General features: G+C 44.5%; 10 protein-coding genes. 2 read left to right on the top strand and 8 right to left on the bottom strand.

What is annotated here, in order from left to right; genetic code table 11:
* Positions 1 to 130: 130 nt before the first annotated feature.
* The 7 genes from ACN6NF_RS08245 to ACN6NF_RS08215 all read right to left on the bottom strand — a co-directional run bounded on the left by ACN6NF_RS08245 (position 131) and on the right by ACN6NF_RS08215 (position 7,800).
* A complete protein-coding gene (locus ACN6NF_RS08245; protein WP_064796203.1) occupies positions 131 to 1,270 on the bottom strand; it encodes a 5-methyltetrahydropteroyltriglutamate--homocysteine S-methyltransferase in 1,140 nt (379 codons plus the stop codon).
* A gap of 124 nt (positions 1,271 to 1,394) precedes the next feature.
* On the bottom strand, positions 1,395 to 2,297 hold the full coding sequence (locus ACN6NF_RS08240; RefSeq protein WP_474316735.1) for a LysR family transcriptional regulator: 903 nt from the start codon (positions 2,295 to 2,297) through the stop codon (positions 1,395 to 1,397).
* 136 nt (positions 2,298 to 2,433) lie between these two features.
* The gene (locus ACN6NF_RS08235; protein WP_474316732.1) at positions 2,434 to 3,843 is read right to left on the bottom strand and encodes a glycoside hydrolase family 1 protein; all 1,410 of its coding nucleotides are present in this window, start codon (positions 3,841 to 3,843) and stop codon (positions 2,434 to 2,436) included.
* 73 nt (positions 3,844 to 3,916) lie between these two features.
* Positions 3,917 to 5,797, bottom strand: a complete 1,881-nt coding sequence (locus ACN6NF_RS08230) for a beta-glucoside-specific PTS transporter subunit IIABC (protein ID WP_474316729.1) — start codon at positions 5,795 to 5,797, stop codon at positions 3,917 to 3,919.
* Positions 5,798 to 5,979: 182 nt separating this feature from the next.
* On the bottom strand, positions 5,980 to 6,837 hold the full coding sequence (licT, locus tag ACN6NF_RS08225; protein WP_474316727.1) for a BglG family transcription antiterminator LicT: 858 nt from the start codon (positions 6,835 to 6,837) through the stop codon (positions 5,980 to 5,982).
* Positions 6,838 to 7,081: 244 nt separating this feature from the next.
* A complete protein-coding gene (locus ACN6NF_RS08220) occupies positions 7,082 to 7,417 on the bottom strand; it encodes a carboxymuconolactone decarboxylase family protein (RefSeq protein WP_474316726.1) in 336 nt (111 codons plus the stop codon).
* On the bottom strand, positions 7,414 to 7,800 hold the full coding sequence (locus ACN6NF_RS08215) for a tautomerase family protein (protein WP_474316725.1): 387 nt from the start codon (positions 7,798 to 7,800) through the stop codon (positions 7,414 to 7,416). The genes ACN6NF_RS08220 and ACN6NF_RS08215 overlap by 4 nt, the downstream gene beginning before the upstream one ends.
* Before the next feature lie 111 nt (positions 7,801 to 7,911).
* Between ACN6NF_RS08215 and ACN6NF_RS08210 the strand changes: the two genes are divergently transcribed.
* A complete protein-coding gene (locus tag ACN6NF_RS08210) occupies positions 7,912 to 8,805 on the top strand; it encodes a LysR family transcriptional regulator (protein WP_474316723.1) in 894 nt (297 codons plus the stop codon).
* A 125-nt stretch (positions 8,806 to 8,930) separates the two neighbouring features.
* On the opposite strand, the gene ACN6NF_RS08205 is transcribed toward ACN6NF_RS08210, so the two are convergent.
* A complete protein-coding gene (locus ACN6NF_RS08205) occupies positions 8,931 to 11,963 on the bottom strand; it encodes an S-layer homology domain-containing protein (protein WP_474316722.1) in 3,033 nt (1,010 codons plus the stop codon).
* 176 nt (positions 11,964 to 12,139) lie between these two features.
* Between ACN6NF_RS08205 and ACN6NF_RS08200 the strand changes: the two genes are divergently transcribed.
* Positions 12,140 to 14,713, top strand: a complete 2,574-nt coding sequence (locus ACN6NF_RS08200; protein WP_474316720.1) for a winged helix-turn-helix domain-containing protein — start codon at positions 12,140 to 12,142, stop codon at positions 14,711 to 14,713.
* The last annotated feature ends 139 nt before the right edge of the window (positions 14,714 to 14,852 follow it).

Raw genomic sequence — 14,852 nt, 5'->3', positions numbered from 1 at the left:
AGCCCTCAAGGATGAAATGCAACCATAAGGGAATTTGATCAAATTTAGCGGGCTCTCAAACGAAAACACGCCCCCAAGTGGCGTGTCTTGTATTACGAATTTCTCCAATTTATTCCCCTAAACTAAACCCTTACTTCCAAATCTCGTCCGCAATCTCTTTAATGAAAGCAAGCTTTTTCCACTGTTGCTCTTCGGTCAGAATATTGCCTTCTTCTGTGGAAGCAAAGCCGCATTGTGGGCTGAGGCAGATGTGGTTGATGTCTACGAATTGAGTCGCTTCCTTAATGCGGTTAATGACCGTCTGTTTGTCTTCCAGCTCACCTGTTTTGGAGGAAACGAGGCCCAGTACGACCTGTTTTTCATCTTTCAGATGCTTAAGTGGGGTGAAATCACCTGCACGGTCGGTATCGAATTCGAGATAGTAACCGTCGATGTTGTCGATGCCGAACAAAGTTTCGGCTACAGGCTCATAGCCGCCTGAAGATGCCCAGGTGGAATGGTAGTTGCCACGGCATACGTGGGTTGTAACGACCAAATCGGCTGGAAGATCCTTCACGGTTTCCTGATTCACGCGAGCGAACAGCTTTTTGGTATCTTCCACATTTTCACCCGCATGCTGTCTGGCTTCCCAATAGTTTTTATCACAGAGCATGCCCCATGTGCAATCATCCAGTTGCAAGCTGCGGCAGCCTTCATTATACAGCGCTTGGATCACAGATTTGTAGGCTTTGGCGATATCCGTTACCAGCTCATCCAGATTGCTGTAATACGTATCGGTTGTTTCTTTATTTTCTCCACGCAACAGCTCAGCCAGGAACTGCGCAGGTGCCGGAATCGTTTGGCGGGCGATAGCATCCTCTCCTGCGACTTGCTTCAGGAATTTGAAATCTTCAATGAAAGGATGATGGGAATGTCCAATTTTACCGGACAAGCGTGCGGTTTCCGCTCTTGTTTCTACACCTTGGAATTGGTAGCCATTTGCAAGCTGTACCTTTTCCACGCCGTCTAGTCCCCACATAAAATCAAGATGCCACCAGGACCGTCTGAATTCACCATCCGTCACAGCTTGAAGTCCTACGGATTTTTGCTTTTCGACCAGCTTGATAATTTCTTCATCTTCAATCTTTCTCAGCTCGTCCGCAGAGATTTCATTATTTTGAAATTGAATTCTGGCATCTTTGATCGCTTGCGGGCGCAAAAAGCTGCCGACCATGTCATGTCTGAAAGGGGTCACTTTACGTTGGGATGCATTGTCAAGGATGCTGCTCATTAGGGTTATCTCCTTTTTCGCTTCAGTAGTGAAGTTGTTGTAAGAAAGATAACATACATTTTCAGCTATAAGGTAACTCCAATAAACTATAGCTAGTTATAGCCTAAAGCTATATCAAACTTTTTTATTCCCCTATTGCCTCATGCAACGCTTCTACATAGACAGTAGCCAGCTTGGAGAGCGCGACGTTTTTATGACAAATCCAGCCCACATTAATAGACTCGTCACACTCCAGAGGGACGGAAATTATCTCGTTACCGTTCAGATCCGCACTGATCACCCCAGTAGAAATGGTATAGCCGTTCAAGCCAATAAGCAGATTAAAAAGAGTCGCCCGGTCATTGACGCGAATGCTTTTGGGGTGCGACAACGTACTCAGAATTTCCTCGGAGAAGTGAAAGGAATTGTACTCCCCTTGCTCAAAGGACAAATATGGATAAGGATGAAGCTGGTCAATGGTCACGCTAGACTGCCGGGATAGCGGATTATTGGCGCTGATAAAAATGTGCGGCTTGGCCGTAAATAGGCTGTTGAATTGCAGATTTGCATCTTTTAGCAGCTTGTTGATGACCTTGGCGTTAAATTCGTTCAGATACAGGATTCCGATCTCACTGCGCAGGCTTTTGACATCCTGTATGATTTCATGGGTTTTGGTCTCCCGCAAAGCCAGCTCATATTCATCCTGTCCATATTGATTCACCAGATTTACGAATGCATTCACTGCAAAAGCATAATGCTGCGTGGACACAGCAAAATGCTGTGGTGAAGGCTTGGCATCCAGATAGCGATTTTCCAGCAGCTCCGCCTGCTCAACGACCTGACGCGCATATCCGAGGAATTCCACGCCTTCTTTGGACAAAGAAATGCCTTTATTGGTACGCTCAAAAATGGTGATATGAATTTCTTCCTCCAGATCGCGAATCGCGTTCGACAGACTGGGCTGGGAAATGAACAACCGCTTCGCCGCCTCATTCATGGAGCCACGATTGGCAACCTCGATGACATATTTTAATTGTTGTAGGGTCAATGCATGATGTCCTTTCCGCTTGTGTTTCTTCTATTATATAATACATGATCACGCTTCTGGGCAAAGGGGGAGTAGAAACACCTCCTCAAAATGGTAACATCCATTTCAAGGAGGTGCTTTTGCACGGCTATATTAATTAACGGACTTCACCGTTTGTAGCGATCAGCTTTTGATACCAATAGAAGCTTTGTTTACGAATACGGCGCAGATCTTTGAGATCGAATTCCTCACGATCCACATAGATAAACCCGTAACGCTTGCTGGAGCCCTGATGGGTGCTCACAAGATCAATCGCAGACCACGGACAGAAGCCAAATACGTCTACGCCGTCTGTAATAGCCAATTGAATCTGCTCGATATGCTTCTTGAAAAAGTCAATACGATAAGGATCGTTTACTATATCCCCTTCTTCCAGCTTATCAAAAGCGCCCAAGCCGTTCTCTGTCACGATTAAAGGCAGGTGGTAGCGAGAATATATTTGGCGAAAGGTGGTTCTAAAACCGACCGGATCAATCTCCCAACCAAACTCCGTCTTTTGCAGGTTGGGGTTCACAGAGCCCCGGTATGCTCCGGGTTCACCCACAATTTCATGCTGATCGCCTGTATGTGAAAAATCATTTCCATCATCCAAACTTTCTCCTACGGTTTGAGAGGTATAATAATTAAAGGCGATAAAGTCCGGATTCCCCTTCGCTAAAATGTCCATATCCCCTTCTTCAATGACAGGCTCATAGCCCTTCTCGACCAAATAACTCCAGGCAATATGATTGTAGCGGCCGAATACAGCCATATCCAAGTAGAGCCAGTTGCGAATGGCTGCATAGTTGTCAGCCGCCAACGTATCTTCAGGCTTGGAACTGGCTGGATAAATGACCCCAATATTCGGTGCTGGGCCAATTTTCGCATTAGGCAGCATGTCATGGCACAGTACCATCGCCTTCGCCTGCGCAACTAACATATGATGATTTTGTTGGTACAGTACCTTTTGCGGATTTTCCAGACTTGTATCTAATGTACCAATAGAACCGGGATGGAGAATCAGCATGTTCTGCTCATTAATGGTGAGCCAATATTTGACTCTGTCCCCAAAGTTCTCGAACAACGTTTTGGCATACTGCTCGAAGGCATCAATCGTTTCCCTCTTGGACCATCCGCCTTGTTGTTCAAGCGCATAGGGTAGATCAAAATGATACATGGTAACAATGGGTTCGATACCATACTTAATGAGTTCGTCAATTAATGAACTGTAAAATGCAATTCCCTTCGGATTTACTTCGCCCGCGCCTTGTGGATAGATGCGTGTCCAGGCGATCGAGAAGCGGTACGCCTTAAAGCCCATTTCAGCCATCAGAGCTACGTCTTCCTTGAACATATGGTAATGATCACTGGTTACCTTAAAATCAGTAACCCCTTCAACATGGTTAGCCATGTCAATGACCGAGGGTCCTTTTCCATCTTCGTCCCATGCACCCTCTACTTGATAGGCGGAAGTTGAACCTCCCCAGAAAAAGTTTTCAGGAAATGCCTTCAATTGATTATGTTTCATGCTATAGTCCCTCCAGTTATCGTTATATCCTTCTGATTTTGCAATTCCTGTATGTGATGCTAGGCTTCCTGTATCATACAACCAACGTTAACAATACTTCATTTTTCTGAATCTGCTCCTGATTGGTCTCAAATACGTCCACTTTATGTTTCGTCAGTGTGACGATGACAGGGGTTACGATTTCGTAGCCTGCTTCTATAATCTGCTCTCTGTCAAATTGGATTAACAAGTCCCCTTGTTTTACGATATCTCCCTCTTGAACGACCGGATTAAAATGCTTCCCTTTCAGCGCAACGGTGTTAATTCCGATATGAATTAATATCTCTGTACCTGCTTTGGAAGTCAAGCCTATGGCGTGTCCTGTGGGGAACAGCGACGTTACAACTCCATCTATGGGCGCTACAACCTCACCGACAGAAGGTTCGATGGCTAACCCTTTTCCCATTGCCCCTGTAGAAAATGCCGAATCGTTCACTTGGCTCAGGGGTGTCGTCTTGCCTGTGATCGGGCTGTAGATCGTTTCTTTCTTGATGTCAACAGCCTTAGTTTCTGTAACAGCTGGTAGAGGCTCTTCCGTCTTAACGGCCTCAACGGTTGCTGCCGTCTCCCCCTTCACCTTACTTTCATACCCAAAAATAAGAGTCAGCACCGTGGCTACCGCCAACGAGCATGCAATGGCAATCACGTAAACCAAGGTAGGCGTATAGACTGGAATCGCAAAAATGTTGTGAAACACATAAGCCGTCATTTTCACTCCAAAATGTCCATTGATGGCACCGCCTATCGCCCCTGCGATAATGACAATCGGAATGACTCGTTTAAAGCGAAGCACCAGACCATACACAATCGGCTCTGTTACACCCGCCAGCAAGCCCGTAATACTCGTGGAACCCGCAAGGGTTCTAAGTGTTTTATCTTTTTTCGCCTTTAGGAAGATACCAAATGCGACACCAATTTGAGCAAATACAGCCGCCGCAGCCATGGCCTCAATCGGATCACCGCCAACACCGATATTTTGAATCGTGATCGGGGTAAAGCCCCAGTGTAGTCCGAAGACGACCATAAAGGTCATAAAACCGCCAAGCACAATCCCTGATAAAATGCCGCTTACACCGATTAACCATGTCACCCCCGAAGAAATCCAATCCCCTACCGTTGTACCGAACGGTCCAAATGCGATTGCAGATAGAGGAACCATAATCATTAAAGCCAACATCGGAACTAAAAATAGCTGCAAATCCTTAAGAATGATTTTCTTCAAAAATTTGTCTACCAACGCATAGATGCTGATAGATATGAATATCGGAAAAACACTCGCTGAGTAGTTCATCATGACCACCGGTATTCCCAAAAACGATACATCAGAACCTTTGTCCATCAGTCCCGTAAAGTTGGGTTCGAGGAGAGCTGCACCGATCACACCAGCTACATAAGGATTCGCTTTCAGCTTTATACCGAGCGTAATCCCCAGTAAAATCGGCAAGAAGTAAAATACAGCATTCCCGGCAGCAGACAGGATCAGATAGGTATCACTTGTTGCGGACATCCAGCCCAGCAAGGTCAAAACCGTCAAGAGTGCTTTCAGCATCCCCGAGCCTGCCATCGCCGGAATCAACGGGGAAAAGCTGCCGGAAATAACCTCAAAGATTGTGGATATGACGGATGTCTTCTTTCCGCTGGATTCGTGAGCCGTAGAGGTGTCTGACCCAAAATCCATGTTTTTCATGATTTCCGTATATACATAGGCAACATGGCTGCCAATTACGACTTGAAATTGTCCTCCGCTTTCAACAACAGTAATGACTCCCTCGTGTTTCTCAAGCGCTTCTCTTTCAGCTTTTCGTGAATCCTTCAGGTCAAATCGGAGCCGTGTAGCACAATGGACAAGCCCATTGATATTTTCTTCTCCTCCAACGAGACGTACGATATCCTCGCCCATTTTCTTATGGTCCATGTTCATTCTCCTCTTGGGCAGATTGCCTGAAAACAAAAAAATACCTAAACGAAAGGCCTGCATGATCATAAAAAATGATCACTGCCATTCATTTAGGTATCGCCTGCTTATCAGTAACAATCCTTAGATTTAAGTTGTGAGCCTACTATAAAACACTCCGAAATCGTTTGCAAGCTTTTTTTCTATGAATCAACCATATCGTTTCTGGAGGTTACACGCTGTATATGAATCGTCAAATACACTTTTTCGTCAATCGACATCGCACTTTCATGCTTTAATTCCAGATATTGATTAATTAATTGGGTGCACTGAAAAGCCTTCTCGTATTTTTCTTTGACTTGGTCATACAAGAAGTTATCCCCTGAAGCTAATTGCTCTTGTTCATTGCTCAGCAAGCGCTGGGCAAAATACTGCAAATGAGTAATAAACCGCGAATAATTAAATGAGGTTTCATCCAGTGTAATCTGATAGTAATCGGTTACAATATTGAAAATGTCATCAATGACTTCAGTAATCTCAACCGTTTGTTTCATGCCCTGACCGTCTTGTCTTGCATTGACAAAATGCATGGCAATAAAGCTTGCTTCATGTTCATCCATTTGAATGCCAAATTGAGCATGAATAATGTCCAATGCATTCATACCGATCATAAATTCTTTTTTGTAAAATTTTTTGATCTGCCATAACAGTGAATTTTTAAGCCCCACAGATTTTCTGTATCGAGAGATGGCAAATTGGATATGGTCAATCAACGAAATATAGATATTATCACTAAAAATATCTCCCATTTCTTTTTTGGCGCTGCCTACAATTTCATCCGCCACCTTTAAATACTCTACAGATGTCTCCCCAATGAGATCAATTAATTTTTGCGGAATTTTATCGGATTTCAATACAAAGGTTTTTTCTATTTTTTCTTCATCGACCCTTTGTCCATTTTTCTTTTTAAAACCCAGACCGTTCCCTATGACAACAAACTCATGACCTACCTGATTTTCGGCCCGAATGACATTGTTGTTAAATATTTGCCGGATGATCATCTAGCTGCTCACCTCATTGATGTAATAACAAAGTTGGAATAACAAAAAAAACCAAATAACGACTAAGTCCATTAGTCATTATTTGGGTATCGCCTGCTTACCAGTAACAATCCCGAAGGGCACTTCACCCCTCATTCAATTACTGTTACTATACCGCTTTCAAAGCAGAATAACAATACAATTATACCAAAAAACCACCAAACACTCGGAATCTCTCGTGCTCAGCGGTTTTTTAAGTTCATGCTTAACGCTCTTTTTCTTTGCAAAATACATCTTTGGCAACCTGAATTGCTGAGGCTGCCCGGGGCCATCCTACGTAAAAGGCTAGCTGTGTAATGACCTCAACCAGTTCTTCCTCCGAAATCCCGTTTTCCTTGGCCAAGTTCAGATGATAAGGAAGCTGATTCACATGCTCACCCGCTACCAGAGCGGCAACTGTAATGAAGCTCCGTTCTCTGAGAGATAGCTCACTTCTCCTCCATACATCGCCAAAAAGGACATCCTCCGTATAGCTTACAAAAGCAGGTGCAAAATTACCTATCGTTTCCCGAACACTCGATCTGATTAATTTATGCTTCATAAGATCATTTGGGCGAGTCCGTTGCCAAAGGACCAATCCTCTAATTCAGTCTCTATCAGTGTCACAAATACATCCTCCGGTCTAACTTTACATTCAATAGAGATGAGCTCGGCTAACCTTTGGTAAAAACTCTTTTTTTGTTCTGGAGTTCTACCCGATCCCATCGTAATTTGGATGTACAGCAGCTTGTCTGTTCTGGGTATATTCAAATAATCGAAACTATAATAAAACTCGCTCTGCTTATGGGCATGAAAAACCTGAAAGTAATCCTTGGGCGGGACCTGAAAATGTTCGATCAAAGCATTCATGATACAGCGGCTAATGCCAGGCAGCTCGTGCTCTGTGTATTGCTGCTCCAAATAACCTACTCGTACAAATGGCATGTTCATCTCTCCTATCCGTTGCGATAAGATGATTGTACTCCCCTCACCTCCATCTGTATAATTGAAAATAATCATAAATAAATTCATTTTTATCGATGGAGATGAGTCTATATGGATTTGAAAGAGTTAACTACATTTCGTACCATTATTGAAGAAGGAACCTTTTCAAAAGCTGCCGCCAAATTAAACTACGCGCAGTCTACCGTCACGAGCCAAATCCAGAGACTAGAGAAAGAGCTGGGATTTCCACTTTTTAAAAGAGGCTGGGATGCGGAGTTAACCGCATCAGGAAAAATGTATGCCGAAGAGGTTGACGGGCTTATTCAGCATTGGAATTTTGTAATAGACCAGGCGAAGTCTCTGAAAAAAGAAGAGATTGGCACGCTCCATATCGGTGTGATTGAAACGGTAGCTGCTACCGCACTGCCTATGATCCTACGACAGTTTCGAGAGCATAAACCGAATATGACGTGCCATTTTACAGTGGGAAACACGGATACGCTCTCCAAAGCCTTGATGGACGGCACGCTGGATTTTGCAATTTCCGGGGAACCTCACTCGATTCCTTCCCTACATTTTGAACCTTTGTATCACGAGCAAATTGCTTTTATTGTGTCCCGTAGTCATCCCTTCGCGGAAAAAAGTGAGCTTCAGCTCGAAGATCTGTATGAGTATCCGCTTATCGTCGGAGGTAAGAACTGCCTGTACCATATACGACTGGAGAAAGAGCTTTCCCGTTTCCCGTCGATGCCGTTTTTTTATACCGTTAGTCAAATTTCGTCTATACCCTCATTCATAAATACGATTCCATCGGTTGGAGTGGTTCTATCGTCAATGCCTTTGCAAAAGGAACTGGTCACCATCCCTCTCCAGTTAACAGACCCGAATATTCCCATCGGACTATTACAAAACAACCAGCACCCACAATATCTGACTTCGACCCGAAGGCTGTTTATGCAATTGGTTAAAAAGCAGTGGGGAATAAATGACTCTCATTGGAGTTAAAAATATTGAAAGCTCATAAAACAAGCGACCGGAAATTCCGGTCGCTTGTTGTTTATAAACATGGGTTATTCTAATTCCCTATGGTGCAAAATCTTTGTAGGAAGTACCTGTTACGCTTCGTTATTTTAATTTATCAACTTGGCATTTTTAAGCATGCGCTGCACCAAAATTGCGGTTTCAGCACGGGTAAGCCTTTGATGAGGCTGTAAGTTTGTTCCGTCTCCTTGCAATGCCCCCGTATAAATCGCCCAGGAAAGCGGTTCGCGTGCCCATTCAGCCACTTGTTCTTGATCCTCAAATGGAGATAAACATTCAGTAATATCAGACTCATTACGAGGAGATTCCTCTGTGATGATCCGCATGGCCCTAGCCAAAGCTACAATCGCTTCTTGGCGGGTAATCGCATGATCTGGTTGAAATGTCCCATCATTGTATCCAGTTAAGATACCGTATTGCTGTGCTGTTACAACCGTTCGATAAAACCAATCAGACACCTGAACATCTCTAAACTCGATGCTCGTTCTGCCTGGTTTCTCCTGTAGGCCAAGCGCTCTAACCAGAATAGTAGCCAATTCAGCACGAGTCACCCAATCATCAGGTTGAAAATGCGATTCATCGAATCCTTTTAAGATCATTCTGGATGCCATGTCTTCGATAGCAGACTGAGCCCAAGGCTTGCTCTTTAAGTCAACAAACTTGCTCTTTTGAGATACGAGCGCATAAGTTCCATTCGTAAAGCTAGGAATAGCCGCTGCCTTCATTCCGTTTTGCCCACTGAATAATGTAAGTACTGGGTGCGTTCCCTGCTTATCTGACACAACAGCCGTTGTTGGTAAATTAGCAGCCCCCTCCGGCAGAAAAATTAAACGTTCTGTATTCAGGTCAGCCGCTTCGATCTGCTTGGTTTCGCCCCCATCCACTATAAATACAGAGAATATGACAGGGTCGCTTACCAGCTGGTATCCATCCTGAACGGCTGCTTGTTTGATGGTCGCTGTGACCTCCTCTGAACTGTACCCAATAACCAAACGAACTTCCGTACTGCTAAGTGAGTACGGCAATGACCTCATCGGCACACTATATTGTCCTTGCAGTGTCTGTAAGCTGATCGTCGCTCCGTTGTTCCTTAGAGCTTCTACGACTTCCCTAGGAACAATAAGTGTCGTTTGATGCACTTTATTGTCCAGCGATATCCTAATCTGTGCCGGGATCTGCAGCTGGCTCAAAGGTTGACTTAATGCATTTGGTTCCAGATAAATCGTCGCATCCGTCCCTCCCCTTGCCGTATCCAGATTCAGAGTAGCCAACTCGTTAAACCATTGTCCATTGATGGATACCGGAATTGTCGGTGTCGTTGCAGCGACGTTCGCTATAGCCGCACTGGCACCCGAGCTGGTAACTTCGTCTGACTTCTTGTCTTTATGCTTATCGTTATCTTCGTCCTTCTGCTTATCTGCCCGCCAAATATCTACGACAATGATCTGATGAGTCTTCCCATCCTGTGCCTCAACGAGAATCGTAAACGTATTCTTCCCGACTGCCAACACATATTCAGTCCCCGTTTCCTTATCGGAAAACCGGCTTCCGTTCACGTGTACGACAGCGCCAGAATCTGCCGCAGCAGCTCTAAGCTGTATAGCGTATACATCATGGCTTACTGTCACAGCATATTGGGTTTCAAGCGGTGAATAGGCAAACGGTACCTGTCCTCCCATTCCTGAAATCTGCAGCTCAGCTAAATCAGCATTATCACTTACAGACAAAATATTGCTGATGTTGATGTATGCGACATTTTCATTCCCTGCCTGATCCTGGACATATACCGAATACCAGCCGTTCGAACTTACTGTGAATTGTCTATCTACAACCTCTATTCCTTGGGTTTGGAAATCATCAAGTTCTCCAATTCCTTCTGCCCATTTTACCGTATTTACAGCATTATAATCCCCATAGACGGATGCATTTACTGTAATATTCACATTCCCGTAGGTCGGTTGCAAAGGATCAGCTTCCAAAGTGATCGCCGGAACTTGGTCATACGTAAACGTCACTAAAGCCTTTTGGTTCAACGATGTATGGCTTTTTGCTTCAACAGCGGTATACTCCACCGTCTCGGCTGCGACATTGCTCACCGCAAATTGAGCCTGACCTGCAGCATTCGTCGTACCATAGACTGCTTCAATCACGGATTGTCCTTTAATAGCGACCAGTTGAACCTGCTTACCCGCAATCAAATTACGATGGTCATCTTTCAACACCACTGTAATCAATGCTTGGCTGCTGCCATCGGCACGCACACTTGCTGGAGTCGCCGAGACAGAACTCTCCGTAACTGACAGCGGACCTGGTTGTAATGAAATATCCAGGCTCTTCAGCGGAGTACCGTTAAAGTACGCTTGAACGTTGGCCGTACCTGTTAATGTACCGGAAGTGAATTGAGCCCTATAGCGGCCATTCCCCAAATTCTGAACAGGATCTAATGTGCCCAACGTTGTAGTCAGCGTTACATCTCCGCCAACCGTGTAGTCATTGTTGTCAACGTCCTTTAGCTGAACATCTATGGTAACCGTACTAGTCCCATTGGCGATCATACTTAGGGCGGTACTTTGGATTATACTGTTTGATGGGGATAGGCTCTTATCTGGCAACATATAGGTTCTGAACTGATAGTCCAAACTCCAAATATTATGCCCGCTGCCACCAGCATAAGGATTATTGTTGGCGGTGTACCAACCAAAACCGCTGCTTCCGACGTTCACGGTGCTTAATTCCAAGCGATACATCACATTTCGTACTAACATTGGTGGGGTAGTAAAGAAAACTGATAACCAGCCTGCCTCATCCCCGGCTGCAATCTTCTGAGTTGCGAGTAATTTCGTGCCATCTGCAGTGTATATTTTGGCAATAATTGCACCTGTATCCCCATAGCTTTTTGTCTTATAAATTTCAACTCCCGACAAATAGCCTGTGTAACCTGAAGTGAACGTTTGCCATCGCTTGTTGACTGAGTCCACCCATATACTACCATTTCCTTGCGTTTGCTGCTGGTCCAGGACTGGTGAATCCGCATAAACGGAGGAATCCGCTGCCAAAAAGATCATTCCCTGCAATAAAATACAAACCAGCAACACTCTCAAGAAGCGCCTTAAGCCCTCCATGTAAAATAAACTCCCCTTTCATCCATAACCGTTCAAATACCGGATACCATAATTTTAACTTTAGCATAAGAAATTCCCGGACGATATTATCTTTGGTTAACAACGGCATATATTCTCGTACGCTCAAAACCGTGTATACTTAAAATTATGTATATTGTAAAAGGTACGGAGGTTTTATGAACCCTTTAACATCTTCACTGTTACTTTCCACCAAAATATCGGTCCCACTCAAAGGGATTCAATCCCTGACAAGGCAAAGCCTTTTGTATACATTGGATCATGAGCCTTGGCGTGTCGCCAGCATCAGTGCGCCTGCTGGATCAGGTAAGACAACACTGGTCAGTCAGTGGCTGCAGCATAAGAAGCTGAAGGCAGGCTGGCTATCGCTGGATGAACGGGATAACGATCTGGCCCGTTTCTGGCTCTATATTGCTTATACTCTGGACCAAAGCTGTTCTCCAGGGTTATTAGAACAGCTTGATCCGCTTTTTCAAAATATTTCTCAAATTTCAGTAACCAACTTGGTAGAGGCTGTCATCCATGAGCTCCAGTCTTTATCTACCACTAGCGTTCTGGTTTTAGATGATTATCATGTCATCACGGAACCGATTGTACATGAAAGCTTGGCATATTGGGTTCAGTATTTGCCCGACTCTGTTCGCCTTGTGATTGTTAGCCGCGAAGAGCCTCCCCTGCCAACCGCCAGGTGGCAGTTAAACGGACAATGTATCATGATTGGTTACAATGACCTTCAGTTCAGTGCAGAAGAAATCGTAAGCTTTTATACAGATATAGCTGAAATTCCTTTATCCCAAGCCCACATGACTCGACTGGCTTCCATCACGGAAGGGTGGGCCGCAGGTCTTAGACTGTCATCGCTTTCCTTGACCGCCCATCACGATATTGAAAACTTTATTGGTGACTTTTCTGGTAAGCACAAAAAAGTTTCAGATTACCTATTTAGTGAGGTATTTGAAGGGCTAGAGCCAAATCTCAAGCGTTTTTTGCTGTATACTTCCATGCTCAGCCGTATGAACGCGGAAATTTGTCATGCAATAACCGGGCAAGCTGAAGCGGCTAATCTGCTCGAAAATTTAAAAAAACGACATTTGTTCCTCATCCCGCTGGATGATCAAAATGTATGGTTTCGCTATCATCATTTGTTCTCTGACTTTTTGCAAGCTGAATTGGACCGCACAGAAGCTGGGCAAATGGCAAGACAGCATTTTGAGGCAAGCGAGGCTTTCGCCCAAGCAAACCTGCTGGATGAGGCTATCGAACATGCTATTTTAGCTAAAGAGAATATGTGGGCAGTCTCTTTGCTAGAGCGACAAATTTTCAGTGTGTTACAGAGGGGGGAATTCACTACCCTTCTCCGATGGTTTAATAATTTGCAAGAAAGCGGAGCAGCACTTCCACTGCGTCTGTCTCTGATTTATGCTTTTGTACTGATTGTGCCGGGTCATTTTGATTTGGCTCAGCAGCAACTCTCCATCATTCAGAACGCCATGCTTGACATGCAGCAGACCGATGTTCACGAAGAGTTACTAACCGGTATCTTTTTCGTTAGAGCCAATTTGGCATTCTCTACCGGGGATTATGAGAACTGGTTCTCCTATGCAGAACAGATCACAGGAAATATTCCGAAAGATCCGATATTTTATCACTTTAATTACAATACGACTGAACCGTTTATCCGCAAAACCCGGTTTGGGCTGAAAGGTGTGCTTACCCTTGAAACTGAGCGGATTGCTGAACGAATCACGGGAATTCTTCAATCCCATGGTTGGCAGGATTCCCCGTTTCATCATTATATCGTACAGTCTCTGGCTGAAGGATATTATGAGTGGAATCGGCTGGATGAGGCTGAGCAGCTTCTGCTGCAAACAGAACGAGTGGCACGGATCGGACAGATTCCCGGTTTGTTCGTCCCTAATCGACTCACTTATGCCAAATTGCTGCTTGCCCAAGGCAGGACACTTGCAGCAGAAGAGGTCATTGAGGAAGCGATTCGATTTCTGGAGTATAAACCAAACGTTCAGTGGATCAGTCCACTGAAAGCTTGTCATGCCTGCTTGATTCTCCAAAACGGACAACTGCGGCAAGCAGAAGATGTTCTGATCCGTTTGGGAATCACTGAAAGTAAACGGCCAACGATTCATAAACAATTGGAATACATGGCACTGGTTCGCTTCAATGTGGCGCAGGGGAAATACGAGCAAGCACTTCATATCCTGGAGAGGCTAAAACCACAAGGTGTAAGAGAATCCTGCCTGGTTAGTATAACTGAGATTTCCATTATGCAGGCACTCATTGAACATCAGCTTGAACATCATTTTGCTGCCTATGCATATCTGGAGGAAGCTTTAGTAAACGGCATGAATAACAACTATGTACGTAGCTTTGTAGACGAAGGAATTCTAATGCAAAAATTATTAAAATGCTATATGAGTACGCAGAACTCCAAAGAAAAATTTGCTCCTTATGTAACCCTACTGCTTGAGCAGTTCCCTTCTAATTTACAGCTACATGGAAGTCCAACTGCTTCACCGCTATATGACCCGCTCACCCCCAAAGAACTGGAGGTTCTACGTCATGTGGCCACAGGCGCTTCCAACCTAGAAATTGCCCAGGCATTAAGCTTGAAGGTCGGTAGTGTAAAGGTCTATCTACATCGGATTTACGGAAAGCTGCAAGTCAGCTCCCGAACCCAAGCACTGCTTAAAGCTCAGGAACTGAACCTGATTTAATCAGACTATAATCCTGCTAAATTGTTCAAATGTGATATATGTGAATATTTTCGGCCCACCCACAAAAAAACCGCTAAACACATCGTTATACGAGTGTTTAGCGGTTTTGCTATGATACGACCAAGTGGAGGTTGGTCCC

Source organism: Paenibacillus sp. TSM33, from assembly GCF_056099025.1.
This window is presented reverse-complemented; position numbering and strand designations above follow the sequence as displayed.